We start from the raw sequence: 24001 nt of genomic DNA, 5'->3' as shown, positions 1-24001 counted from the left end.
CGACCATGAAGATCCACAAGTACGACACCGTCATCGTCGGCGCCGGTGGCGCCGGCATGCGCGCGGCCATCGAGTCGACCAAGCGCAGCCGCACCGCGGTGCTCACCAAGCTGTACCCCACCCGCTCCCACACCGGCGCGGCCCAGGGCGGCATGGCCGCCGCCCTCGCCAACGTCGAGGAGGACAACTGGGAGTGGCACACCTTCGACACGGTCAAGGGCGGTGACTACCTGGTCGACCAGGACGCCGCCGAGATCCTGGCGAAGGAGGCCATCGACGCGGTCCTCGACCTGGAGAAGATGGGCCTGCCGTTCAACCGCACCCCGGACGGCACCATCGACCAGCGCCGCTTCGGCGGTCACAGCCGCAACCACGGCGAGGCCCCGGTCCGCCGGTCCTGCTACGCCGCGGACCGCACCGGCCACATGATCCTCCAGACGCTGTACCAGAACTGCGTCAAGGAGGGCGTGGAGTTCTTCAACGAGTTCTACGTCCTGGACCAGCTGATCACCGAGGTGGACGGCGTCAAGAAGTCCGCCGGTGTGGTCGCCTACGAGCTGGCCACCGGCGAGATCCACATCTTCCAGGCGAAGTCGGTCATCTACGCCTCCGGCGGCACCGGCAAGTTCTTCAAGGTGACCTCCAACGCGCACACCCTGACCGGTGACGGCCAGGCCGCCTGCTACCGGCGCGGCCTGCCGCTGGAGGACATGGAGTTCTTCCAGTTCCACCCGACCGGCATCTGGCGCATGGGCATCCTGCTGACGGAGGGCGCCCGCGGTGAGGGCGGCATCCTCCGCAACAAGGACGGCGAGCGCTTCATGGAGAAGTACGCGCCGGTCATGAAGGACCTCGCGTCCCGTGACGTCGTCTCGCGCTCCATCTACACGGAGATCCGCGAGGGCCGCGGCTGCGGTCCCGAGGGCGACCACGTCTACCTGGACCTGACGCACCTGCCGCCGGAGCAGCTGGACGCCAAGCTGCCGGACATCACCGAGTTCGCGCGCACCTACCTCGGCATCGAGCCCTACACGGACCCGATCCCGATCCAGCCCACCGCGCACTACGCCATGGGCGGCATCCCGACCAACGTCGAGGGCGAGGTGCTGGCCGACAACGACACCGTCGTCCCGGGCCTGTACGCCGCCGGCGAGGTCGCCTGCGTCTCCGTGCACGGCGCCAACCGCCTGGGCACCAACTCGCTGCTGGACATCAACGTCTTCGGCAAGCGCGCGGGCATCGCCGCCGCCGAGTACGCCCAGAAGGCCGACTTCGTCGAGCTGCCGGAGAACCCGGCCGCGCTCGTCCAGGAGCAGGTCGAGCGGCTGCGCGAGTCCACGGGCAGCGAGCGGGTCGCCGAGCTCCGCAAGGAGCTGCAGGAGACCATGGACGCCAACGTCATGGTCTTCCGCACCGAGCAGACCATCAAGACGGCCGTCGAGAAGATCGCCGAGCTGCGCAAGCGCTACAAGAACGTGTCCGTCCAGGACAAGGGCAAGCGCTTCAACACCGACCTGCTGGAGGCCATCGAGCTGGGCAACCTGCTCGACCTGGCCGAGGTCATGGCGGTCTCCGCGCTCGCGCGGAAGGAGTCCCGCGGCGGTCACTACCGCGAGGACTACCCCAACCGCGACGACGTCAACTTCATGCGCCACACCATGGCGTACCGCGAGGTCGACGCGGACGGCAGGGATTCGATCCGGCTCGACTACAAGCCGGTCGTGCAGACCCGCTACCAGCCCATGGAGCGTAAGTACTGATGAGCACCGCGATCGAAGACAAGGTGGAGGCCGCGAGCAAGGCCTCCCCCTACATCACGGTCACCTTCCGCGTCCGCCGGTTCAACCCGGAGGTCTCCGCCGAGGCGACCTGGCAGGACTTCGAGGTCGAGATCGACCCGAAGGAGCGCGTGCTCGACGGTCTGCACAAGATCAAGTGGGACCTGGACGGTTCGCTGACCTTCCGCCGGTCCTGCGCCCACGGCATCTGCGGCTCCGACGCCATGCGCATCAACGGCCGCAACCGCCTCGCGTGCAAGACGCTGATCAAGGACATCAACCCGGAGAAGCCGATCACGGTCGAGCCCATCAAGGGCCTCACGGTCCTGAAGGACCTCGTGGTCGACATGGAGCCCTTCTTCCAGGCGTACCGGGACGTGATGCCGTTCCTGATCACCAAGGGCAACGAGCCGACGCGCGAGCGCCTGCAGTCCGCCGAGGACCGCGAGCGCTTCGACGACACCACCAAGTGCATCCTGTGCGCCGCGTGCACGTCCTCGTGCCCGGTGTTCTGGAACGACGGCCAGTACTTCGGCCCGGCGGCGATCGTCAACGCGCACCGCTTCATCTTCGACTCGCGTGACGAGGCCGGGGAGCAGCGGCTGGAGATCCTCAACGACAAGGACGGCGTCTGGCGCTGCCGGACGACCTTCAACTGCACCGATGCCTGCCCGCGCGGCATCGAGGTGACGAAGGCGATCCAGGAGGTCAAGCGGGCGCTGATCACGCGCCGCTTCTGATCCCCGTCGTACAAGCCGAAGGGCCCTGCTCCGATTCGTGGAGCGGGGCCCTTCGGCGTTCACTCCGCCCGTTCCAGCTCGGCGACGGTCTCCTCCAGCCAGGCCAGTTCGGCCCGTGAGGTGGCGCGGGCGATGGTGAGGACGCCGCGCCGGAACGGGTCGTCCACGTCCTCGACGCCCAGCGGCCGGTCGCCGTCGTAGAAGAAGCTGCTCGGCTCTCGGAGGAACGCCAGCCGTCTGCGGAGGACTTCGGCCTGCGCCTGCCGGTCGGGCAGGTGGCGCAGGAAGCCGAGGAGCGCGAACCACCGGTTCTCGTCGGTGACGAACGGGTCCTCGGGCCGCCGCAGCCGCTCCAGGAACGTCCGCCGGCCCTCCTCGGTCAGGCTCAGCACGTGCCGGGGGGCCGCCACCGCCCCCTGCTGCGACTCCCGGACGAGCAGTCCGGCCGCCTCCATGCGCTTGATCGCCGGATAGAGGGTGCCGTGGCTGATCGCCTTGACGTGCCCGGTGAGGCGGGCGATGCGGGTGCGCAGCTCATAGCCGTGCAGGGGCTCCTCGTGGAGGAAGCCCAGGATGGCGAGATCCAACAGGCTTGACATGGACAGACAGCATATCCCTAGACTTCGAGATAGGTCGTTTCGACATACAACGGAGCGACCTACTCAGGGAGGGAGCACCACCGTTGTCATCCGCCACCGCATCCTCGACGTCCTCGACGTCCTCACCCACCACACCGCGCGACCGCGCCCCGGTCGCGGCCCTGGCGGCGCTCGCGTTCGCCGCCTTCGTCCTCTGCTCCGCCGAGTTCGCCCTGGTCGGGCTGCTGCTGGACGTCTCCCGGGACCTGCGGGTCCCGGTGGCGACCGCCGGGCAGCTGCTCAGCGCGTACGCCCTGGTCGTCGCCGTCGGCGGGCCGGTCGTCACGGCCCTCACCGCGCGCGTGGCGCCGCGGTCCCTGGCGGCCGTGCTGCTGGCCGTCTTCGCCGCGGCCAACGTGCTGGGCGCGCTCGCCCCCTCGTTCTCGCTGCTCATGGCCGCGCGGACGCTGGGCGCCCTGACGCACAGCACCTTCGCGGCGGTCTGCGTGCTCATCGCCGTCCGGATCTCGCCGCCCGGCCGCCAGGGGACGGCCATCGCCTGGGTGTCCGGCGGGCTGGGGCTGGCCACGGTCCTCGGCGGGCCGCTCGGCACGGCCGTCGGGCAGGAGTGGGGCTGGCGCGCGACGTTCTGGTGCGTGACGGCCGCGGCGGTGCCGGCGTTCGCGGCCCTCATGGCCCTGGTGCCGCGCTCGGTGACCCGGGGGCCCGCGGGGTCGGCGGGGACCGGCGTGCTCAAGCGGCCGCAGGTGCTGTGCGCCCTGGGCGTCACCGCCGTCTCGCAGGCGGGCTGGTTCCTGCTCTACAGCTACGTCGCACCGCTGCTGCGGGAGGCGACGGGGTACGGGGCCGCGGCCACCACCGCCCTGCTGTTCCTCTTCGGCCTGGGCGGGTTCGCGGGCAACGCGCTCGGCGGGCGGTGCGCGGACCGGTCGCTGCGCGGCACCCTGGCGGTCTCGCTCGCGGTGCTCGCCGCGTCACTCGCGCTGGTCAGCGCCGTCGCCGAGGTGAAGGGCGCCGTTCCGGGAGCGATCCTGCTGGTCGGACTGGCCTCCGGCGCCCTGGTGCCGGCGCTGCAGTCCTGGGTGCTGGGCGCGGCGGGCGGCGGCTCGGCCCTGGCCGTGGCCGCCAACACCTCCGCCTTCAACCTGGGCAACGCGGCGGGCTCCTGGGGAGGTTCGCGGCTGCTGGCGGGCGGCACCGACGTCGCCGCGCTGGGCTGGACGGGCGCCGTCGTGGTGACGGCGGCCCTCGCCGGGGCGGTGGCCGCCCTCCGGCGGCTGCCGCGCCCGGACGCGGCAGCCGCCGTCGAAGGCCCGGGGATCAGCCGTTGACGTAGGTCAGGCTGGTCTCGTCGTACCGCGAGCCGGCGACCGCCCCGGCCGGGGCCGCCGCGTCGATGGCGGCGAGCTCGTCCGCGGAGAGCGCGAGGGTGGCGGCGGCGACGTTCTCCGTCAGGTACTTCTCGCGGCGGGTGCCCGGGATCGGCACGACGTCGTCGCCGCGGTGCTGGACCCAGGCGAGGGCCAGCTGGCCCGCGGTGACGCCGCGCTCGGCCGCCAGGGCCTCCAGCCGCTCGACGATCGCCAGGTTCCTCTCCAGGTTGCCGTCGGCGAAGCGCGGCTGGGTGCGCCGCATGTCGGACTGCTCCAGGGTGTCGAGCGAGGTGTAGCGGCCGGTGAGGAAGCCGCGGCCGAGCGGCGAGAACGGCACGACGCCGATGCCGAGTTCCCGGCAGACGGGCAGCACCTCGGCCTCGATGTCGCGGGTCCACAGCGACCACTCGCTCTGCAGGGCGGCGATCGGGTGCACGGCGTACGCCCGCCGGAGGGTCTCGGGGCCCGCCTCGGACAGTCCGAGGTGACGCACCTTGCCCTCCGCCACCAGCTCGGCCATCGCCCCTACGGTCTCCTCGACGGGCACGTTCCGGTCGATCCGGTGCGCGTAGTAGAGGTCGATGTGGTCGAGGCCGAGCCGGCGCAGCGACGCCTCGCACGCCTGCCGGACGTACGCCGCGTCGCCGCGGATCACGGTGGGCTCGCCCAGCCGGTTGGCGAAGCCGAACTTGGTGGCGACGACAGCCTGTTCGCGGCGCCCGGGGGTGGCGAGGGCCCGGCCGATCAGCTCCTCGTTGTGGCCGCCGCCGTAGAAGTCGGAGGTGTCGAGGAGGGTGACGCCCAGGTCGAGGGCGCGGTGCAGGGTGGCGATCGACCGGTCGTCGTCGGACGCGCCGTACGCGTGGCTCATGCCCATGCAGCCGAGGCCCTGGGCGCCGACCGTGAGTCCGCCGAGTCGTCGGGTGGGAATGCTGGTCATGCCGGGCCTCCTGTGCGTGGTGATGCGGGAACGCTGCAGACGTTAGGAGTTGGAGTGCACTCGAAGTCAAGCGGCCGGCGGAACCGGGGTGGCGACGGCGCGCGTCCCCGCCGGTGACCACCCCCACGGTGAACGTCCCGGGAGCACGCCCATGCCGTCGTACGCCACCCGCTACCTCTACCTCGCCCGGCACGCGGAGGCCGTCCCGGACGGCACCGCGCTGACCGAGGCCGGCCGGCGGCAGGCGGCCCTCCTCGGCGAGCGGCTGCGCGGCGCGCCCCTGTCGGTGGTCCACCACAGCCCGCTGGGCCGGGCCGCCGAGACCGCGCGACTGGTCGCCGGCCGGCTCGACGGGGTGCCCCTGGAGCTCGCGGAGGAGGCGGACGACGGGGTTCCGTACGTCCCCGGCCGGGCGGAACTGCCCGCCGCGCACGCCGACTTCCTGCTGGAGTACGTCGCCCGCTTCCCCGCCGCGCACCGGGAGCGGGGTCCGGTCCTCGCCCGGCGGGCGCTGGACCGCTTCACCGGTCCTGTGGCGGGCACCGAGGACCGCCACGAGCTGGTCGTGACCCACAACTTCCTGGTCGGCTGGCTGGTCCGGGCCGCGCTCGACGCGCCGCCGTGGCGCTGGCTGATGCTCAACCAGGGCAACGCGGCCCTGACCGTCATCCGCTACGCCCCGGACCGGCCGTCCGCGGTCCTGCTCGCCAACGACATGGGCCACCTGCCGGAGGACCTCCGCTGGACGGGCTTTCCGCCCGAACTACGCGTCTGACGAAGGGGTCAGCGAGCCTTCTCCGAACCGCTGCCCTCCACATGGAGCAGCATCCTCCGCAGGAAGCCGATCATCATGTCCTGCTCGGCCGCGTCGAGGGGAGCGACCATGTCCCCCTCCTCAGCCCCCCAGACCTGGATGGCGGCGGCCCACCTGCTGTGCCCGAGCTCGGTGAGCTCCACGTCGACCCGGCGCCGGTCCTCGGCGCTGCGAAGCCGTCTGACCAGGCCCGCGCCCTCCAGAGCGTCCAGTCGGCCGGTGATGCCGGCGGGCGAGAGCATCAGTTCGGCGGAAAGCTCGGAGGGCGTGGCCCGCCAGGGCCTCCCCCGGCCGACGAGCCGGTGCAGTGTGTCGAGGTCGTCGCCGCCGACCGCTACCCACCACACCTCGTCGCGTCGCCGACCTGCTGCGCGGCGCCGCCCAGCTCGGCATCGGCGCCGAACTGGCCGCGGGCGTCGTCCGGATCCCCGACCTGTGCGTCCTCGCGGCGCTCACCGGCGCGGCCGTCGCCTTCGGCACCCCGGCCGTGCGGACGCTGGTGGCCGCGGTCGTGGCCGGCACCGACCGGCTGCGGGCCAACGCGCGACTGGCCGTGTGGCAGGGGCTGGCCGGGACGGCGGCCCCCGCCGTTGCCGGCGGCATGCTGCTGACCGCGGGTCCGGGCTGGTCCGCGATCCTCACGGGCCTGCTGTTCCTCGGGTCCGCGCTCACCCTGGGCGGCCCGCGCCGTAACGCGTCCTCTACCGAAGGCCGCAAGACGGGCCGGAGTTCCTTCCGGAACGAGCTGCGGGAGGGCTGGACGGAGACCCGTCGCCACCCCTGGTTCCTGGTCAGCCTGATCGGCCATGGGATGTGGCACCTGTCGGCGGGGTTCCTGCTGACGCTCGGCCCGCTGATCGCCGTGCGACGGCTGGGCGGCGAGACCGCCTGGGTGATCATCACCCAGTTGGGCACCGTCGGCCTGGTCGCCGGCCTCTGGGCCGTCGGCCGGCTGACCGTCCGCCGCCCCCTGGCCGTCGCCGCCGTGAGCGCCGCCGCCTACGCGCTTCCCCTGCTGGCCCTCGCCCTGCCCCTGCCGGTCGCGGCGGTCACGGCCGGCTACTTCGTGGCGACGTTCGCCTTGGGGGGTGATGTCCCCCTTGTGGGAGACGGTCCTCCAGAAGCGCATCCCGGCCGAATCCCTCGGCCGCGTCGGCTCGTTCGACGCCCTGATCTCCCTGGCGGCACGGCCCGTGGGACTTGCCGCCGCGGCCCCGCTGGCCGCCGTGGTGGGCACCGCGACGCCCCTGGTCACGGCGGCGGTACTGGTGGCCGCCGCCAATCTGGGGGTATTACTGCTGCCGGACGTGCGCCGGGACGAGCCAGCGGCCGCACCCGACGCCGCCCCGCGCCCGTCCCGCGAGGCGGCCCGCCCGGGAGCCCGGTAGGCGTCCGCCCGGACACCCCGTCAGCCCTCTCAGCCCTCTCAGCCCTCTCAGCCCTCTCAGCCCTCTCAGCCCTCTCAGCCCTCTCAGCCCGCCGCCGGGTCGGTGACGAAGCCGTTCATCCCGGCGATGATCTTCCAGCCGTCCGCCTCCTTCGACACGACGTACAGCGGCGCGCCCTTGGCGCCCTCGACCGGGTCGCCCGCCGGGGAGACCGGCGTCTGGAGGACGTTGACGGCGATCACCTCCGGCCGGATCGCGAACATCCGGACGACCTCGTAGCGGACCGGCTGGTCCGGGAGGACGGGGAACACCTTGCGGGAGGTCTCGACGATCTCCTCCCGGCCGGTGATGCGCTTGCCCATGGCGTTGGTCCAGGTGGCGTTCCGCGCGTAGCACTCCCCCAGGGCGAGCGCGTCCTTGGCGTTGAACGCGTCCTGGAGGCCGCGGACGACATCGCGTACGGCGGCGGCGACGTCGGCGGGGACGACGTCCACGGGGACGTCGGAGGAGGTGCCGTGGAATTCGCTGATCGTTGCCATGGTGAATACCGCTTTCCTTGCCTCGTGCCGGTCTCCGGCCCCTCCGGGCCGGTGTTCCCCCACTCAACAACCTCAACTCCGGTCGAGGTCAAGCGGAATGAGGGTGTTCGCGGAGGCTCCTCCTCCGGAAGCGGGGCCCGGCGGAACGGAAGGAAACGGTCCGCCGCCGGCCGGTATGTTGCCGGCCGGCGGCGGAATCTGTCAGGTCGAGGCGGCCGGACCGCGGCAGGTCAGGTCGCGGCGGCCGGCTCGCGGCGGATCAGATCCGGCCCAGGCGCCACAGCCGCCACAGCCCCGAGCGGTCGATCAGGTACTGGGCGCCCGAGATCGACTCCTTGCTGAGCATGAACTCCTTCTTCTGCCACAGCGGCACCAGCGGCACGTCCTCGGCGACGATCTTCTGGATGTCCCGGTAGGCGTCCGTGCTCCCCTCGCGGCGCCCGCTCCGCTGGGCGTCGCGGATCAGCTTGTCGACGCGGTCGTTGGCGTATCCCGAGTACAGGTTGTTGGCCTTGCCCACGAGCGGGCTGGTGAAGGTGTCGGCGTCCGGATAGTCCGCGAGCCAGCCCATGACGTACGCGTCGTAGTCCCCGCGCGCCCGGCCCTTCTGGAACTCCGCCCACTCCACGTACCTGGCGTCAACCTGGAACAGCCCCGTCGCCTCCAGCTGCTTCTTGATCAGGGCCGCCTCCTCCCGGGTGGACACGCCCTTGGAGAAGGCCAGGGTGAAGCGGACCGGCGCGGTCACCCCCGCGGAGCGGAGCAGGCGGCGCGCGCTCTCGGGGTCGGGCTTGGGATAGCGGTCGTAGAAGGACGTCGAGTGCCCGAAGACGCCCTGCGGGATCAGCGAGTAGAGCGGCTCGACCGTGCGCTTGTGGATGTCCCGCCCGATGGCCACGCGGTCGACCAGCGAGGCGACCGCGCGCCGAACCGCCGCCTCCTTCAAGGGCGTTCTCTTCAGGTTGAAGACCAGGAAGCGGGTGGCCGCCGAGGCGGTCTCGGAGACCCGGAAGTCGTTGTCCCCGAGCGAGAGCGCCGACAGGGCCGCGGCCGGCATGTCGCGCGTCGCGACCTCGATCTCCGACTTGTCCCAGGCGTTCTTGAGTTGCTGCGGTTCCGGGTAGTACCGGACGGTGACCGGGGTGCCCGTCCCCTTGTTCACCCCCCGGTAGTCCTCGTTGGGCACCAACTCGGCGGTGCTGCCGGGCGCGTAGCGCTTGAGCCGGTACGGACCGGAACCGTCCGCTTCGTTGCCGGTGCGGATCCCGTCCGCCGGGTAGGACCTGCTGTCCACGATGGACCCCAACCCCGAAGCGATCTTGGCGGGGAAGACGGCGTCCGACGTCCGCAGGTGGAAGGTGACCTTGGAATCGCCTTCGGTCTCTACCGACTTGAGGGTGTCGAGCAGGTCCGCCGGGCCCTCCTTCGCCTTGATCCGCAGGATCCGGTCGAAGGAGAACTTGACGTCCTTCGCCGTCAGGGGATGCCCGTTGGTGAACTTCAGCCCGGAGCGCAACGTACAGGCGTACGTCTGGCGGCTCTCGTCCTGGAATCCGCAGCTCTTGGCGGCGTCGGGCGTCGGTACGTCGCTGCCCGGCGTGAAGGTCAGCAAGGACTGGTAGACATTGCCGAAAAGCGACCATGAACCGGCGTCGTAGACAGCGGCCGGATCCAGCCCGCTGACCCGATCCGTCGTGCCGACGACGATCGGCTTCTCCCCCTCGTCGTCCGACGACAGGATCGAACAACCGCTCAACCCCGCCGACATCAGCGCCAACGCCGCCACGACGACCCCGCCGCGGCTTCGCCTCCGGACCCCACGCATAGCTGCGCCCCCTTTCCGTGACGCGCCTCACCTAAACACACGAATGCGCGTACGTCCGGGGAATCGGCCAAGTGATCGACTTCCGTGGCCGACAGGCTGTCAGGAGGCGTGGCCGGGGAACGGCTATGAGGTGCGCCGCAACGCCCTGACACCACGCAACCCGATGAGGCCGACGACCGTCCCCAGAAGAAACGAGGTGATGGCCAGCAGCAGGTGGACCCAGAAGTACGCGGTCGGATCACCAGCGTCGTCGAAGGCGAGCCCGCTCCCGTCCTTCCAGAGATTCTTTGCGAAAGTGATCCAGATGAACCAGCTCCATACGCCGAAGGCGAGCAGGAACCAGGAGACGGGGCGGGTGAGGGACGCGGGGGTGCGAGGGGCTGTCGAGCCGGAGGGATTGACCATGGGTTTCAGTATGCGATCCGGAACGGGCACTGGTCCTATCGGGTCCTCGGCGGGAGCCCGGGCCACCGGCTCGCCCTCGGGGAGCGGGCGGAAGGGTACGTTCACCGGCGTGCCGATCATGACTTCACCGAACGCGACGGGCTCCGGGGCGGCGTACCGCCGCGGCGCGGCCCTGGTGGCCGCCTCCGCCTCGTTGCTGCTCCCCCTCGCCACCGCGGCGCCGGCGCTCGCCTCACCGCCCGGCCCGCACGCCACACACTCCCCCTCCACACCCGCGAGCCCGGGCGCCGGTCCGAGCACGGCGCCCTCGGGGACGCCCGGTGGAAGGCCCAGTGGAAAACCAAGCGGAAAGCCGAGCGGAAAGCCGAGCGGAAAGCCGGACGACGGCAAGGGCCGGCCGCCCAAGCAGCCCCCGGCGAAGATGTCCGAGGTCGGCGGCGAGCTGCTGGGCAAGCCGGGCGTCCAGGTGCTGCCGCAGCCCGGCGCGCCGGACCTGCCGAAGGACCTGAGCGGGGACGCCTGGCTGATCGCCGACGCCGAGTCCGGCGACGTGCTGGCCGCGAAGAACGCCCACTGGCGGCTGGCGCCGGCGTCCACGCTGAAGATGCTCTTCGCCGACACCCTGCTGCCCAAGTTCCCCAAGGAGCAGCGGCACAAGGTCGTCCCCGCCGACCTGGAGGGCATGGGCGAGGGCAGCAGCCAGGTCGGGCTGAAGGAGGACTCGACCTACTCCGTGGAGGAGCTCTGGCTGGGCGTCTTCCTCCGCTCGGGCAACGACGCGGTGCACGTGCTGTCCGCCATGAACGGCGGCGTGCAGCAGACCGTGAAGGACATGCAGGCGCACGCCGAGGAGCTCCGGGCGAACGACACGCACGTCGTCACCCCGGACGGCTACGACGCGGACGGGCAGGTCTCCAGCGCGTACGACCTGACGCTGTTCGCCCGCTCCGGCCTCCAGAAGCAGGACTTCCGGAAGTACTGTTCGACCGCCACCGCGCAGTTCCCCGGCGAGGAGCGCAAGGACGGCAAGCGGGAGACCTTCGGCATCCAGAACACCAACCGGCTGCTCACCGGCCAGGGCGTGCCGTTCTACAAGGGGATCGCGGGGGTGAAGAACGGGTCGACGACCAACGCCGGGAACACCTTCACCGGCGTCGCCCAGCACGGCGACCGCAAGCTCCTGGTGACCGTGATGAACCCGGAGACCAAGGAGCCCAACGAGGTCTACAAGGAGGCGGCGCACCTGCTGGACTGGGGCTTCGAGGCGACCGGCCACGTCAAGCCGGTCGGCACCCTCGTCGCGCCGCTGAACGCGGCGGGCAAGGACGGCGGGCAGTCCGGGGGCAAGGCCGGGGACAAGGCGCAGGCGTCGGTCGCCGGCTCGTCCGGCTCGGGCGGCGGCGGGATGTGGACGGCCGTGGGGATCACCGGCGCCTCGGTGGTCGCGCTGGCCGCGGCGGCGTACGTGGTGCACCGCCGGTGGCCGCTGCCGGACCTGGGCAAGCGGCGGAACGACCGGCCCTGAGGGCCTTGGAGGGGGCGCCTCCGGACGGATTCGGGCGCCCCCGCGCGTCACTCCCCGCGGTCACTCCCCGCGGTCACTCCCCGCGGTCACTCCCCCGCGCGTCTCCTCCGCGCGTCACTCCTCCGAGTCCTCCGCCAGCAGGTCCGCGTCCTGCTTGTCGTGCCGCGTGGTGGCCGTCCAGGCGGCGCAGAACAGCAGCAGCTTGGCGATGAAGTTGATCCACAGCAGCAGGGCGATCGGCGTGCCGAACGCGCCGTACATGCTCTTGGCCGCCACGCCGCTCAGATAGCCGCCGATCACCAGCTTGAGCACCTCCAGGCCGACCGCGCCGAGCAGCGCGGCGACCAGCAGGGTGCGGGGGGCGGGCTGGACGCGGGGCAGCCGGGTGAGGACGTAGAGCAGCAGGAGGAAGTCGGCAAGCACGGCGGCGCAGAACCCGGCGGCGGTCAGCAGCGCGCCGCCGGCGCCCTCGGTGGGCAGGCCGGTCTTGTCCGCCGACCAGGTGACGGCCGTCGTGGCGAAGGTCGAGCAGCCGAGGGACAGCAGGGTCGTCCCGCCGAGGCCGAGCAGCACCCCCGCGTCCTTCAGCCGCAGCAGGAACGGGTTGCCCGGGCTCTCCTCCAGCTCCCACACGGCCCGCAGGCACTCGCGCAGGGTGCCGATCCAGTTGACGCCGGTGAACAGCAGCAGGGCACCGGCCACGACACCGACCGTGCCGGCGTTGTTCACCAGCGAGCCGAGGTCGAGGGCGCCGGAGATGCCGGGCACCTGCTCGGCGAGCTTCTTCTCCAGGTCCTGCACCTGCTTGTCGCTGAGTATCGCGGCGGCGACGGCCGCGCCCAGGGTGAGCAGCGGGAACAGGGCGACGAAGCTGGTGAAGGTGATCGCCGCGGCGAGCCGCGTCCACTTCACGCGGTCGAGGGTCTCGTACGAGCGCCACGCGTGCGTCCGCGACAGCCGGGCCGCGGTGGGCCCGATCACCGGCAGCCGGAACAACCAATCCATGATCCACGTCTACCCCATGCGGGCGGTGCTCACCGCTCGGAGGGGTGCGCGCCCGGGGCGCGCGCGGGCGGGCCGGTGCTCGGCGGGACGTCGGCGGGTGCTCAACGGGATGCCAGGCACTCAGCGGGACGCGAGGGACTCAGAGGAACTCAGCGGAACGCAGGGGGCTCAGCGGGACGCGGCGGGCGGCCGGGAGGCGCCCGTCTGGCGGGGCACGGCGGCCGGTACGGGATCCTCCCGGCCGAAGGGGTACTCGCGGTCCAGCCGCCAGACGCCGTCGGCCCCTTGTTCGTAGAGCGCGAAGCCGTCGATCGTCCAGGCCGCCTCGTAGTCCGCCAGCTCCTCGTAGGCCCGGTCCATGGCCTCCTCGGAGATGCCGTGGGCGACGGTCACGTGCGGGTGGTACGGGAACTGGAGCTCGCGGGCGAGCGGCCCGGCCGCGTCCCGGATCCGCTTCTGCAGCCAGGCGCAGGCGGAGGAGCCCTCCACCACGTTGACGAAGACCACCGGCGAGAGCGGGCGGAAGGTGCCCGTCCCGGCCAGCCGCATGGGGAACGGACGCCCCTTGGCGGCGACCTCGGCGAGGTACGCCTCGATCACGGGGAGCGACGACGCCTCGACCTCGGTGGGCGGGAGGAGGGTGACATGGGTGGGGATGCCGTGCGCGTGGGGGTCCCCGAAGCCCTCGCGGCGCTTCTGGAGGAAGCTGCCGTACGGCTCCGGGACCGCGATCGAAACGCCGAGCGTTACGGTCCCCATCGAGTTCTCCCTCCTGTGCGCCTGTAGGTCCCCGTGGTCAGTGTGGCGGCTGCGCCGCGTCCCCTGCCAGGTGTCCTGGTCCCGGGCGCAGGGAGGACGGCCGTCCTCCCTGCGCCTTCGGGCCGTCCGGACTTGTCCGGTGTGACGGACTTCTCACGTCCGGGGTGACGCGGTCGCGGTGCGGCTCAGTGCTTGGCGGGCAGGAAGCCCACCTTCTCGTACGCCTGGGCGAGGGTCTCGGCCGCGACGGCGCGAGCCTTCTCGGCACCCTTGGCCAGCACGGAGTCCAGCGTCTCCGGGTCGTCCAGGTATTCCTGCGTACGGGCACGGAACGGCGTCACCCACTCCACCATCACCTCGGCGAGGTCGGTCTTGAGCGCACCGTAGCCCTTGCCCTCGTACTTCTGCTCCAGTTCCGCGATTCCCGTCCCGGTGAGCGTGGAGTAGATCGTGAGCAGGTTGCTGACGCCCGGCTTCTCCTCGGGGTCGAAGCGGATCACCGTGTCGGTGTCGGTGACGGCGCTCTTGATCTTCTTCGCGGAGACCTTGGGCTCGTCGAGCAGGTTGATCAGGCCCTTGGTGGTGGACGCCGACTTGCTCATCTTGGCGGTCGGGTCCTGCAGGTCGTAGATCTTCGCCGTCTCGCGGACGATGTGCGCGGCGGGCAGCGTGAACGTGTCGCCGTACCGGCCGTTGAAGCGCTCGGCGAGGTCGCGGGTCAGCTCGATGTGCTGGCGCTGGTCCTCGCCGACCGGGACGGAGTCCGCCTGGTAGAGCAGGATGTCCGCGACCTGGAGGATCGGGTACGTGAAGAGGCCCACCGTCGTCCGGTCGGCGCCCTGCTTGGCCGACTTGTCCTTGAACTGGGTCATCCGGCCGGCCTCGCCGAAGCCGGTGAGGCAGTTCATCACCCAGCCGAGCTGCGCGTGCTCGGGGACGTGGCTCTGGATGAACAGCGTGCAGCGCTCGGGGTCGAGCCCGGCGGCCAGCAGCTGGGCGGCGGCGACGCGGGTGTTGGCGCGCAGCTCCGCCGGGTCCTGCGGGACGGTGATCGCGTGCAGGTCGACGACCATGTAGAACGCGTCGTGCGTCTCCTGCAGCGCCACGTACTGCCGGATGGCACCGAGGTAGTTGCCGAGGTGGAAGGAGCCGGCGGTGGGCTGGATACCGGACAGTGCGCGCGGACGATCAAGGGCCATGCGCACATTCTCTCAGGTACGGGCGCGGACTCGGTCCGGCGGTGGCTGCGTCGGTGTTAGAAAGGCGGACAACCGCATGCCCCGACCCGAACGGAGCACACGTTGAACGCCACCGAACGCAGCATCGCCGCCGCCGAGGCCCATGGCGCGCACAACTACCACCCCCTCCCGGTCGTGGTGGCGACCGCCGAGGGCGCGTGGCTGACCGACGTCGAGGGGCGCCGCTACCTCGACATGCTCGCCGGGTACTCGGCGCTCAATTTCGGCCACGGCAACCGGCGTCTCCTCGACGCCGCCAAGGCCCAGCTGGAACGGGTGACCCTCACGTCCCGGGCGTTCCACCACGACCGGTTCGCGGACTTCTGTACCGAGCTCGCGGAGCTGTGCGGCAAGGAGATGGTCCTGCCGATGAACACCGGCGCGGAGGCGATCGAGACCGCCGTCAAGACCGCGCGGAAGTGGGGCTACCGGGTCAAGGGCGTGCCGGACGGCCGCGCGAAGATCATCGTGGCGAACAACAACTTCCACGGCCGCACCACCACCATCATCAGCTTCTCCACCGACGCGGAGGCCCGGGCCGACCACGGCCCCTTCACCCCCGGCTTCGAGATCGTCCCGTACGGCGACCTGGCCGCCCTGGAGTCGGCCGTCGACGAGCACACGGTCGCCGTGCTGCTGGAGCCCGTCCAGGGCGAGGCGGGCGTGCTGATGCCGCCCCCCGGCTACCTGGCGGGCGTGCGGCGGCTCACCGCCGAGCGGAACGTGCTGTTCATCGCGGACGAGATCCAGTCCGGCCTGGGGCGCACGGGCCGGACCTTCGCCTGCGACCACGAGGACGTCGTCCCCGACATGTACGTCCTCGGCAAGGCGCTCGGCGGCGGCGTCGTCCCGGTGTCGGCCGTGGTCGCCTCGGCGGACGTCCTCGGCGTCCACCGCCCCGGCGAGCACGGCTCCACCTTCGGCGGCAACCCCCTCGCGTGTGCCGTCGCCCTCGAAGTGATCGCCATCCTCAAGACGGGTGAATTCCAGGAGCGCGCCACCCGGCTCGGCGAACACCTCCACCACGAGCTCGGGCTGCTCGTCGGCACGGGCGCGGTGGAGGCGGTCCGCGGGCGCGGGCTGTGGGCCGGCGTCGACATCGCGCCGTCGCTGGGGACGGGGCGGGAGGTGTCGGAGCGGCTCATGGAGCGGGGGGTGTTGGTGAAGGACACACATGGGTCGACCATTCGGATCGCCCCGCCGCTGGTCATTTCCAAGGAGGACCTGGACTGGGGCCTGGAGCAACTGCGGGCGGTGCTCGCCGGGTAGTGGCCCGGGCCCCCGCCCTCCGGCAGCGAGCGGGCCGCCCTGGGTGTCATCGGACTACGGCGCGGCTCGTTCGCACGGCGAGGCGGCAGCGGGGGCGCGCGCGGGTGGTGCCCCATCGGACCGTGCCCGCTTGGATTCCGGCTTCGACGAATCGGGACAGGTCCGCTTGCGTGCGGCCGACGGGCGTCGGTTCGAACGCGAGAGTCCGGCGCACGGGGCCGCCGGCGGCGACGTGCCTCCGCCACTCCCGGCCGGTGCCGGGAACCCGGAGCTCCCACCAGTCGTCGCCGTAGTCGAGACGGACGACCCCGTGGTGCAGGGCTATCCGCGATCCGACGTAGCGGGGTTCTTCTTCCACAGGCCCCAGGCCCAGGCAGAACGACAGCGCACGCATCCCGGCCTCGACCCACTCCACGGTCTCACCGGTCCGCCGGGGCGGTTCGTGCGTCAGCAGGAGGTGGGCGACAGGGCCGGTGTCGGCCTGGTGGATCCCGTGGCTATAGGTGAGGCCGGCGAGGAAGCCGAGGCTGGGCGTGATTCGGGTTGTCACTGCGGTCGTCTCGCCTCTGCCTATACGGCCCTACCGGATCCGGCCGTTTCGGACGGCGAATGACAGCGCAGCCTCTGACAGACGCGCCCCAAGTTCTGCATATGGGCCACGGCCGACCGTAGGCCCGGCCCCGGGCCGGCCCCGAGTTCGTGGCGCGCATCCTCCACGGCCGACGTCGCGTGCCGCCACTCGGCAGTGGCGGGAGTCATGGCACCGGCGCGGTCCTCGACCTCCCGCACCAACCGCGTCACGTGTTCCCGCAGCCGTTCGGTCAGTTCCCGGACTTCCTCGGCTCTGGGAAGCACGGTCGTGGGCGTGAGCGCACGGCCGATTACATCGGTGAGGTCCTGCCGCGTCACAGTTCCAGTCCCTTCCTGAATACGGTTCGCACAGCGAGGTAACTCCACGGAAGGTTCCTCCCGGTACCGTGAGGATGGAGCGTGAACGTGAAAGCCATGAAACCCGGCAGGAGTTGAGAGCATGGCAAGCAGCCCACGCATCTCGAACACCGGTTTGGCCGCCCTGCTCGACCAGGCACGATGGTCACGCGGACAACTGGCCATGGCGGTCAACCGCATGGGTACCGAGGCCGGGTTGCCGCTGCGCTACGACCAGTCGGCGGTGTCGCACTGGCTGTCCGGGACGATGCCCCGGGAACAGGTCAGGCCCCTCGTTCTCGAAGCGTTCGCCCGACGCCTGGGACGGCCGGTCACCTACGCCGAGGCCGGCCTGCCCCGCCCTGACGCGGGCGACGACGAGGACACCCCTGAGGAGCTGATCGACATCGGACGGGCCGACCTGGATCCGTCACGCAGAGGTGTCCTGGCCGCCAGTGTGTACGCGGCGGCACTGGCCGTCCCCCTGTTCCCCTACCTCGCGGGCCGCCCGGCCCATGCCGCCACCGGCAGGACGGCGCGCATCAGCGAGGCCGAGGTGGCGACCGTCCGGACCATGACCGAGAAGATCGCCGACATCCTCGACGAACTCGGGGGCGGTCACGCCCGCCCCATGGCGGCGGCCTTCCTGGTCAACACCGTGGCTCCCTACCTCCGGGCAACCGCCACGGAGCGCGTCCGCAAGAGCATGCTCGCCGCCGCGTCCGACCTGGTCTACCTCACGGGCTGGATGGCGATGTACGAGCGCCGGCACGGGCTGGGGCAGCGCTACTACACCAAGGCCCTTGAGCTCGCCGGTGCCGCCGAGGACCACATCACGTACTGCCGCACCCTGCGGGGAATGAGCCTCCAGGCGTCCAACCTCGGTCACGGCACCAAAGCCCTGCACCTGGCCGACGCCGCCGCCGAGGCGTCGCCGAAGGCGGGACCGCGCCTCCGGGCGTTCCTCGCCGGGCAGCAGGCCCATGCCGCGTCCATGACCGGTGACCGACACAACGCCTTCGCCCGGCTCCGCGAGACGGAGAGCGCCCTGTCCAAGGCCGATTCCCGGCGTGAGGCCCTCGGCGGTTACGACGCCAGCGCCTACCAGTTCCACGTCTCGCATGTCCTGTACGCGTTCAACGACCTGACGGGGTCGATCCGCGCCATGGAGGAGTGCCTGAAGGTCCAGCCAATCCAGGAGCGGCAGGGCAGGGTGCACTCCAATGGACTGCTCGCACAACGGCAGTTCGAGCTCGGACACCTGGACGCCGCATGCGCCACCTGGCACCGGTTTCTCGACGACTACATCCGGCTCTCGACGGCACGCGGCGACGAGCACTTCGACATCATGCGCCGCCGGATCCGGCCGCACGCGTCGGCTCGGTCCGTCAAGCCGCTCCTGGAACGGGCCCGGGAAGTGGCGCGGGACAAGGGTGGGCCCGGCCACCCCCGGTGATTCACCGATCCGAGCGCTACAAGATCACGTGCGGCAGGAACCGCGCGTACCCGTCCGTGACCAGCCCCGCGGACTCCCGTATCCCCAGCCCCGCCGGCTCGTCCTCCACGACCCACGCGCCGAGCACCACGTGGTTGCCGTCGAAGGCCGGCAGGGGCGCCAGCTCCTGGTAGCAGCACGGCTCGGGCCGAAGAGCCGTCTCCCCGGGCGGATGCACCGTCACCCCCGCGCCCTCGCGGCCGAGCAGCGGCTTCGCCACGTAGCCCGTCGTGCGGGCTAGGTCCCGTGGGCCGTCCAGGTACGCGGGGAGGAGGTTCGGGTGGCCCGGGTACAGTTCCCACAACACCGCCAGCAGCGCCTTGTTGGAGAGCAGCATCTTCCAGGCCGGCTCTATCCACAGGGTGGAGCCCGTTCCGCCGCCGTTGTCGAGCGTGTCCAGGACGTGCGGGCCGAACTCGTCGGAGACCAGCCACTCCCAGGGGTAGAGCTTGAAGCAGGCGCGGAGGAAGCCGTAGCGCTCGTCGACGAAGCGGCGGGATATCCGGTCCCAGCCGATGTTCTCCATGGAGATCGCGCGGGTGTCGAGGCCGGCCTGGGCGGCAGTCTCGCGGAGGTAGGCGACGGTCATGAGGTCCTCGCCGAGCTCGTCGCCTGCGGAGTGGGCGAAGTGCAGCGGCGCGCCGGGCGGCAGCAGGGCGGCCTGGCGGCGCCAGGCGTCGACGAGGCGTTCGTGGAGGGAGTTCCACTGGTCGGCGTCGGGGACGTCGGCGAAGCGCTCCTCCATCCAGAACCACTGCGGGCTCGCGGCCTCCACCAGGGAGGTGGGGGTGTCGGCGTTGTACTCCAGCAGCTTGGCGGGGCCCGTCCCGTCGTAGTGGAGGTCGAAGCGGCCATAGAGCGACGGTAGTTCGGACCGGCGGTGCCAGGACTCGGAGACCAGTTCCGACAGTCGTGGATCGGTGATTCCCAGGTCGGCGAACCGGCCCGCCTCCACGATGTGTGCGGCAGCCGCCAGGCACATGGTGTGCAGCTCGGCGACGGTCTCCTCCAGGGCCTCGATCTCGGGGAGGGTGAAGGAGTAGTAGGCGCTCTCGTCCCAGTACGGGCGCAGTTCGCCGTCGGGGTGGCGGGTGAGCGGGTAGATCAAACCCTGCTCCTCGACGGTCTCCTGCCAGCCGGGGCGCGGGGTGGTGCGGTGGCGGCGCACGGTGGGTCACCCGCCTCCGGAGCCGGAGGACGAGCAGCCGAAGCCGCCGCGGTCGACGGCCTGGCTCTTGCTGAACGTGCCGCTGTCGGCGTAGCCGCCGGACTTCCGGCCGGCGCCGTAGTACCAGCGGGCCGAGGATGACGTACCGGATGTGCCGGACGTGCCGGATGTGCCGGACAAACCGGATGATCCCGACGAGCCTGACGAGCTTGACGAGGACGTGTTCTTGCACGCCTTGGAGTCGAGCACGCGGTAACCGCGCGCCGCGTCGTAGCTGTTCGGGTCGACGCAGCGTTTGTCCGGCTCGGAGCCGCAGGAGGTGAGGGCGGCGGCGAGGACGCCCATGCCGCCCAGGATGACCGTGCTGGACCGGAGTCTGCGCCGAGAGGCGTTCTGTCCCATTCTTCTTCCCCCGTCGTACAACTGTCCGCTCCACGATAGTCCCGGGCACTGACAGCGACCCGCGGACCGCCTCAGTCGGCCGGCGGCAGGGCCCTCAGCAGTGCCTCCAGGACGCCGGGGAAGGCGTGGTCGGCCGGGGTCCCGTAGGCGACGATCACACCGTCCGGGCCGCCGGGCGGGAGCGGCGGTGCGGCGGGATGACGGTAGCGGCTCAGGCCTTCCAGGGCGAGTCCCTGCCAGTGCGCGGCCTGGAGGGTGGACTGCTCGGTTCCGGGCGGGAGTTCGAGGACGACGTGGAGCCCGGCGGCGATGCCGGTGACCCGGATGTGCGGGGCGTGCTCGGCGAGCGCGGCGACGAGACGGTCTCGGCGGCGCCGGTAGCGCAGCCGCATCGAGCGGACGTGGCGGTCGTACGCGCCCGAGGTGATGAACTCGGCGAGCGTCAGCTGTTCGAGGCTGCCCGTGCTCCACTCCCCCGTCCCCTTGGCCCGCGCCACCTCGGCGGCCAGGTGCTCGGGCAGCACCATCCAGGACAGGCGCAGGGCGGGGGCGAGGGACTTGCTCGCGGTCCCGCAGTAGACGACGCGGTCCGGGGCGAGCCCCTGGAGCGCGCCGACCTGCCGGCCGTCGTAGCGGAACTCGCCGTCGTAGTCGTCCTCGACGACCAGCCCGCCGGTGCGCCCGGCCCAGTCCACGACGGCGGTGCGGCGGTCGGCGTGGAGGGGGACGCCGGTGGGGAACTGGTGGGCGGGGGTGAGCAAGACGGCGCCGACGCGGTGCCGGTCCAGGGCGGCGACGTCGGCGCCGCGCCCGTCGACCGGCAGCGGCACCTGCCGCAGCCCGGCGCGGGTGAACGCGTCGTGGTGCATCCAGAATCCGTACGTCTCGACCGCCGTCGCCCGCGTCCCGTGCCGCCGCAGGACGCCGCCGAGGAGGGCCAGCCCCTGCATGAACCCCGAGCAGACGACGATCCGTTCGGGATCGGCCCGTACCCCGCGGGCGCGCGCCAGGTAGTCGGCGAGGGCGGTGCGCAGTTCGACGCGGCCGCGGCCGTCGTCGTAGCCGAACGCCTCGTTGGGCGCCGCGGTGATCGCGCGCCGGGCCGCCGCGGCCCAGGCGGTGCGCGGGAAGGAGGAGACGTCCGCCGTGCCGGTGCGCAGGTCGTGCAGGGGGCGCGCGGTCGGGCGGACAGGCCCCCCGGGGGTCCCGGCGCGGGCGGTGGCCGCGGACCGCGCGGCGGCCGCCTGGGCCACCCGGGTGCCCGAGCCCTGCCGGGCGGTGAGCCAGCCCTCGGCCACCAGCAGGCCGTACGCGTCGGCGACGGTGTTGCGGGCCATGCCGAGGTCGCCGGCGAGGGAGCGGGAGGACGGCAGCCGGGTGCCGGGGGCGAGCCGGCCGGAGCGTACGGCGTCCCGCAGCGCCCTGACCAGCGCGGCGCGCACCCCGCCGGGACCGGAGAGGTCGAGGTGCAGATCGGCTCCGGAGACCGTCCCGCCCCGCCCGGAAGCCCGGCCGGAAGCCCGCACGGCATCCCGGCCGGAAGCCCGCCCGGAAGCCCGTCCGGAAGTGGCCCACGTTTTCTCCATGGGAATGGACCATACCCGTGGGCTGCCCCGGTCGTAGGGTCGGAGACATGACCGAGACCACGAAGAACACCGGCAACCACCAGCACGGCCCGCGGATGCAGTACGCGGAGACCGCCCCCAACGTCTACAAGGCCATGTACGCCCTGGAACGGGCCGCCACGGAGGGTCTGGACCACACCCTCGTCGAGCTGGTCAAGATCCGCGCGTCGCAGCTCAACCACTGCGCGTTCTGCATCGACATGCACACCAAGGACGCCCGCAAGGCCGGCGAGTCCGAGGACCGCATCTACCTGCTCAGCGCCTGGCGGGAGGCGACCGGCTACTACACCGAGAAGGAGCAGGCGGCCCTCGCCCTGACCGAGGCCGTCACCGTGATCACCGACGGCTTCGTGCCGGACGAGGTCTGGGACGAGGCCGCGGACACCTTCGAGGAGAAGGAACTGGCCCAGCTGATCGCCACGATCGTCACGATCAACGCGTGGAACCGCTTCGCCGTGACCACGCGGGCCGTCCCCGGCGCCTACCAGGCCCGCTGATGACGGCCGCGGCGTTCCGCGCCCTGCACCACGGGCGGCCGGCCGGGGACCCGCTGGTCCTGGCCGGCCCGTGGGACGCGGGCAGCGCCCGGGCCTTCGCCGACGCCGGCTTCGCCGCGCTGGCCACACCCAGCGCGGCGGTGGCCGCCTCGCTCGGCCTGGCGGACGGCGACGTCCCGGCGGCGGACATGTTCGCGGCGGTCACCCGGATCGTACGGGCGGTCGACGTGCCCGTCTCCGCCGACCTGGAGGACGGCTACGGGCTCCCGCCCCGGGAACTGGTCGAGCGGATCCTGGAGACGGGCGCGGTGGGCTGCAACCTGGAGGACACCGACCAGACCACCGGACGCCTCCTGGACCCGCGCGAGCAGGCCGACCGGCTGGCCGCCGTCCGCGCGGAGGCCGGCGGCGCGCTCTTCCTGAACGCCCGGATCGACACCTATCTGCGGGGCGGATCCGACGAGGACGCGCGGGAGCGTGCCCGGCTGTACGCGGCGGCGGGCGCGGACTGCGTCTACCCGATCGCCGCGCCCGAGGGCGCCCTCGCCGGGATCGCGGACGCGTCGGGCCTCCCGGTCAACGCGCTGTCCGAACCGGAGGGTTCGGTCGTCCGGCGGCTGGGCCCGCTGGGCGCCGGACGGATCACGTTCGGCAAGGGGATGTACCTGCGCTCGATGGCGGCGGCGGGGGACGTGGCGGCCGTGCTGCGCTCGGCGTAGAGCCTTGCCGGTCCACGGGCGGCCGGCCGGACACGGGGCCGGCCGGCCGCCCGCGTCAGTCACGTCACCGGAGCGTGAGACTCCGCCGGACGACGGCCTGGTTGTGTGCCCTGGCCTTGTCGAGCTCGGGCTTCTTCGCCGCCATCCGCCGCTCCTGGATGCGCGACTCGGTGGTGAACCAGACGTCGAGCAGACCGGTGGACTGCTTGCACTCCACCTCGGCGACGGCGGTCTTCTTCGCCTCGGGGCTGCCGCCCCAGCCCTCCTCCTTCGGCCCCTGGGTGATCTCGAACGGGGTGCGGTAGTCGTAGCCTCTCGCCTTCATGCAGGCGGACCAGTCGGCGAGGGATTTCCGCACGGCGGGGTCGCTCAATGCCGCCTGAAAACTCTCGGCGTTGATGTCGCTCACCGCCGTCTCGTCCTGCCGGCCCACACGCTCCCTCGCCTCGGCGTTGCAGCCGCCCTCGGGCAACGGTGTGCCGTTGACGGACGTCACCACCTTGCCGTCGGCGTCCTTGCCGTAGTAGGCGTCGAGTTGCGCGGTGGTCCGTTCCCATGCCGGCGGCTGTCGGTCGCCGCCGGGGAGTTCGTAACCCCACCGTTCGGCGGACGCCTTGTCCGCCAGGCCGTAACGGCGCTCCAGGTTGGCCGAGTTGTCGGACGGCGGCGGATACTCCCCCGGCCTGGACGGGGGTTCGTAGGTGAGGCCGTACCGCGCCATGCAGGTCTGGACGGCCGTCAGCATGGCCGTCTTCTCGGCAGTGGCGTCCGCGTAGGAGACCAGGTAGCGCTCCACCGGCAGTTCGCGGCTCTTGAGCAGGCCGGCGCGGAGCGTGGGGTCCGGGGCCTTCGGCTTCACGGGTGCGGGGGCCGCGACACCGGCCGGTGCCGCCTCATCCGACCGCTCCCCGGCCGCGTACCAGCCGATACCGGCCACCGCGCCGACGGCAAGAACGGTGGACAGCACCCTA

The 24001-nt window shown here is 71.9% G+C and carries 25 protein-coding genes and 1 pseudogene; 11 read left to right on the top strand and 15 right to left on the bottom strand.

Features of this window, described 5'->3' with window-relative positions; translation table 11 throughout:
• The first annotated feature begins 5 nt into the window (after positions 1 to 5).
• A complete protein-coding gene (sdhA, locus tag JNW98_RS16405) occupies positions 6 to 1760 on the top strand; it encodes a succinate dehydrogenase flavoprotein subunit (RefSeq protein WP_223768971.1) in 1755 nt (584 codons plus the stop codon).
• Complete coding sequence (locus tag JNW98_RS16400; RefSeq protein ID WP_185941950.1) at positions 1760 to 2518, top strand: succinate dehydrogenase iron-sulfur subunit; 759 nt, start codon at positions 1760 to 1762, stop codon at positions 2516 to 2518. Before sdhA ends, JNW98_RS16400 begins: the two co-directional genes overlap by 1 nt.
• A 59-nt stretch (positions 2519 to 2577) precedes the next feature.
• On the opposite strand, the gene JNW98_RS16395 is transcribed toward JNW98_RS16400, so the two are convergent.
• Positions 2578 to 3117, bottom strand: coding sequence for a PadR family transcriptional regulator (locus tag JNW98_RS16395; RefSeq protein WP_223768970.1), 540 nt, complete (start codon positions 3115 to 3117; stop codon positions 2578 to 2580).
• Between the two features lie 83 nt (positions 3118 to 3200).
• Between JNW98_RS16395 and JNW98_RS16390 the strand changes: the two genes are divergently transcribed.
• Positions 3201 to 4448: an MFS transporter gene (locus JNW98_RS16390; RefSeq protein WP_223768969.1), complete on the top strand. Its 1248-nt coding sequence runs from the start codon at positions 3201 to 3203 to the stop codon at positions 4446 to 4448.
• Here the strand turns inward: JNW98_RS16390 and JNW98_RS16385 are convergent.
• Entirely contained in the window at positions 4438 to 5430 is a 993-nt protein-coding gene (locus JNW98_RS16385) for an aldo/keto reductase (protein WP_223768968.1), read from the bottom strand. The two genes, JNW98_RS16390 and JNW98_RS16385, sit on opposite strands and share 11 nt — an antisense overlap.
• 151 nt (positions 5431 to 5581) lie before the next feature.
• On the opposite strand from JNW98_RS16385, the gene JNW98_RS16380 reads away from it, so the two are divergent.
• Positions 5582 to 6205, top strand: coding sequence for a histidine phosphatase family protein (locus JNW98_RS16380; RefSeq protein WP_223768967.1), 624 nt, complete (start codon positions 5582 to 5584; stop codon positions 6203 to 6205).
• Positions 6206 to 6213: 8 nt separating this feature from the next.
• Here the strand turns inward: JNW98_RS16380 and JNW98_RS16375 are convergent, their stop codons facing one another.
• Positions 6214 to 6591, bottom strand: a complete 378-nt coding sequence (locus tag JNW98_RS16375; protein WP_223768966.1) for a MarR family winged helix-turn-helix transcriptional regulator — start codon at positions 6589 to 6591, stop codon at positions 6214 to 6216.
• Here JNW98_RS16375 and JNW98_RS16370 point away from each other — a divergent pair.
• A pseudogene (locus JNW98_RS16370) lies at positions 6552 to 7274 on the top strand (MFS transporter); the annotation flags it as partial. The gene JNW98_RS16375 and the pseudogene JNW98_RS16370 overlap by 40 nt on opposite strands.
• Positions 7275 to 7344: 70 nt before the next feature.
• The gene (locus JNW98_RS16365) at positions 7345 to 7632 is read left to right on the top strand and encodes a hypothetical protein (protein WP_223768980.1); all 288 of its coding nucleotides are present in this window, start codon (positions 7345 to 7347) and stop codon (positions 7630 to 7632) included.
• 83 nt (positions 7633 to 7715) lie between these two features.
• On the opposite strand, the gene JNW98_RS16360 is transcribed toward JNW98_RS16365, so the two are convergent.
• The 3 genes from JNW98_RS16360 to JNW98_RS16350 form a co-directional block, all read right to left on the bottom strand.
• The gene (locus tag JNW98_RS16360) at positions 7716 to 8171 is read right to left on the bottom strand and encodes an SgcJ/EcaC family oxidoreductase (protein WP_223768965.1); all 456 of its coding nucleotides are present in this window, start codon (positions 8169 to 8171) and stop codon (positions 7716 to 7718) included.
• Between the two features lie 259 nt (positions 8172 to 8430).
• Positions 8431 to 9996, bottom strand: a complete 1566-nt coding sequence (locus JNW98_RS16355) for an ABC transporter substrate-binding protein (protein WP_223768964.1) — start codon at positions 9994 to 9996, stop codon at positions 8431 to 8433.
• Between the two features lie 123 nt (positions 9997 to 10119).
• Complete coding sequence (locus JNW98_RS16350) at positions 10120 to 10401, bottom strand: SCO4848 family membrane protein (RefSeq protein ID WP_223768963.1); 282 nt, start codon at positions 10399 to 10401, stop codon at positions 10120 to 10122.
• Positions 10402 to 10519: 118 nt separating this feature from the next.
• Here JNW98_RS16350 and JNW98_RS16345 point away from each other — a divergent pair, with 118 nt between their 5' ends.
• The gene (locus JNW98_RS16345) at positions 10520 to 11926 is read left to right on the top strand and encodes a D-alanyl-D-alanine carboxypeptidase family protein (protein WP_223768979.1); all 1407 of its coding nucleotides are present in this window, start codon (positions 10520 to 10522) and stop codon (positions 11924 to 11926) included.
• A 114-nt stretch (positions 11927 to 12040) separates the two neighbouring features.
• Here JNW98_RS16345 and JNW98_RS16340 read toward each other — a convergent pair whose 3' ends face one another.
• From JNW98_RS16340 to trpS, 3 genes are all read right to left on the bottom strand, one after another.
• Positions 12041 to 12931: a YihY/virulence factor BrkB family protein gene (locus JNW98_RS16340; RefSeq protein ID WP_223768962.1), complete on the bottom strand. Its 891-nt coding sequence runs from the start codon at positions 12929 to 12931 to the stop codon at positions 12041 to 12043.
• 168 nt (positions 12932 to 13099) lie between these two features.
• Positions 13100 to 13690, bottom strand: a complete 591-nt coding sequence (locus tag JNW98_RS16335; RefSeq protein WP_223768961.1) for a 2'-5' RNA ligase family protein — start codon at positions 13688 to 13690, stop codon at positions 13100 to 13102.
• A gap of 185 nt (positions 13691 to 13875) precedes the next feature.
• Positions 13876 to 14889 (bottom strand): tryptophan--tRNA ligase, encoded by a 1014-nt coding sequence (gene trpS / locus JNW98_RS16330; protein ID WP_223768960.1) that lies wholly within the window; start codon positions 14887 to 14889, stop codon positions 13876 to 13878.
• Positions 14890 to 14991: 102 nt separating this feature from the next.
• Here trpS and rocD point away from each other — a divergent pair, with 102 nt between their 5' ends.
• The gene (rocD, locus tag JNW98_RS16325) at positions 14992 to 16197 is read left to right on the top strand and encodes an ornithine--oxo-acid transaminase (RefSeq protein ID WP_223768959.1); all 1206 of its coding nucleotides are present in this window, start codon (positions 14992 to 14994) and stop codon (positions 16195 to 16197) included.
• A gap of 46 nt (positions 16198 to 16243) precedes the next feature.
• On the opposite strand, the gene JNW98_RS16320 is transcribed toward rocD, so the two are convergent.
• Positions 16244 to 16747: a hypothetical protein gene (locus JNW98_RS16320; RefSeq protein ID WP_223768958.1), complete on the bottom strand. Its 504-nt coding sequence runs from the start codon at positions 16745 to 16747 to the stop codon at positions 16244 to 16246.
• A 20-nt stretch (positions 16748 to 16767) separates the two neighbouring features.
• Positions 16768 to 17229: a DUF6415 family natural product biosynthesis protein gene (locus JNW98_RS36880; protein ID WP_223768978.1), complete on the bottom strand. Its 462-nt coding sequence runs from the start codon at positions 17227 to 17229 to the stop codon at positions 16768 to 16770.
• Between JNW98_RS36880 and JNW98_RS16310 the strand changes: the two genes are divergently transcribed.
• Complete coding sequence (locus JNW98_RS16310; protein ID WP_223768957.1) at positions 17228 to 18580, top strand: NsdA family TPR-like regulatory protein; 1353 nt, start codon at positions 17228 to 17230, stop codon at positions 18578 to 18580. The genes JNW98_RS36880 and JNW98_RS16310 overlap by 2 nt on opposite strands.
• 16 nt (positions 18581 to 18596) lie before the next feature.
• Here the strand turns inward: JNW98_RS16310 and JNW98_RS16305 are convergent, their stop codons facing one another.
• The 3 genes from JNW98_RS16305 to pdxR form a co-directional block, all read right to left on the bottom strand.
• Positions 18597 to 19787 carry a glutathionylspermidine synthase family protein gene (locus JNW98_RS16305; RefSeq protein WP_223768956.1) on the bottom strand — a complete coding sequence of 397 codons (1191 nt, stop codon included), beginning with the start codon at positions 19785 to 19787 and terminating at the stop codon, positions 18597 to 18599.
• A gap of 6 nt (positions 19788 to 19793) precedes the next feature.
• A complete protein-coding gene (locus JNW98_RS16300) occupies positions 19794 to 20189 on the bottom strand; it encodes a hypothetical protein (protein WP_223768955.1) in 396 nt (131 codons plus the stop codon).
• A 71-nt stretch (positions 20190 to 20260) separates the two neighbouring features.
• A complete protein-coding gene (pdxR, locus tag JNW98_RS16295) occupies positions 20261 to 21775 on the bottom strand; it encodes a MocR-like pyridoxine biosynthesis transcription factor PdxR (protein ID WP_223768954.1) in 1515 nt (504 codons plus the stop codon).
• 47 nt (positions 21776 to 21822) lie between these two features.
• Between pdxR and JNW98_RS16290 the strand changes: the two genes are divergently transcribed.
• Together JNW98_RS16290 and JNW98_RS16285 are read left to right on the top strand one after the other, a co-directional pair.
• Positions 21823 to 22311 (top strand): carboxymuconolactone decarboxylase family protein, encoded by a 489-nt coding sequence (locus JNW98_RS16290; RefSeq protein WP_223768953.1) that lies wholly within the window; start codon positions 21823 to 21825, stop codon positions 22309 to 22311.
• Entirely contained in the window at positions 22311 to 23030 is a 720-nt protein-coding gene (locus JNW98_RS16285) for an isocitrate lyase/PEP mutase family protein (RefSeq protein ID WP_223768952.1), read from the top strand. Before JNW98_RS16290 ends, JNW98_RS16285 begins: the two co-directional genes overlap by 1 nt.
• A gap of 64 nt (positions 23031 to 23094) precedes the next feature.
• On the opposite strand, the gene JNW98_RS16280 is transcribed toward JNW98_RS16285, so the two are convergent.
• Entirely contained in the window at positions 23095 to 23997 is a 903-nt protein-coding gene (locus JNW98_RS16280) for a hypothetical protein (RefSeq protein WP_223768951.1), read from the bottom strand.
• Positions 23998 to 24001: the final 4 nt, after the last annotated feature.

It is taken from the genome of Streptomyces huiliensis (assembly GCF_020037025.1).
Classification (GTDB): Bacteria; Actinomycetota; Actinomycetes; order Streptomycetales; family Streptomycetaceae; genus Streptomyces; species Streptomyces huiliensis.
The sequence above is the reverse complement of the archived record's forward strand: the minus strand, read 5'-3'. Positions and strand labels throughout refer to the sequence as shown.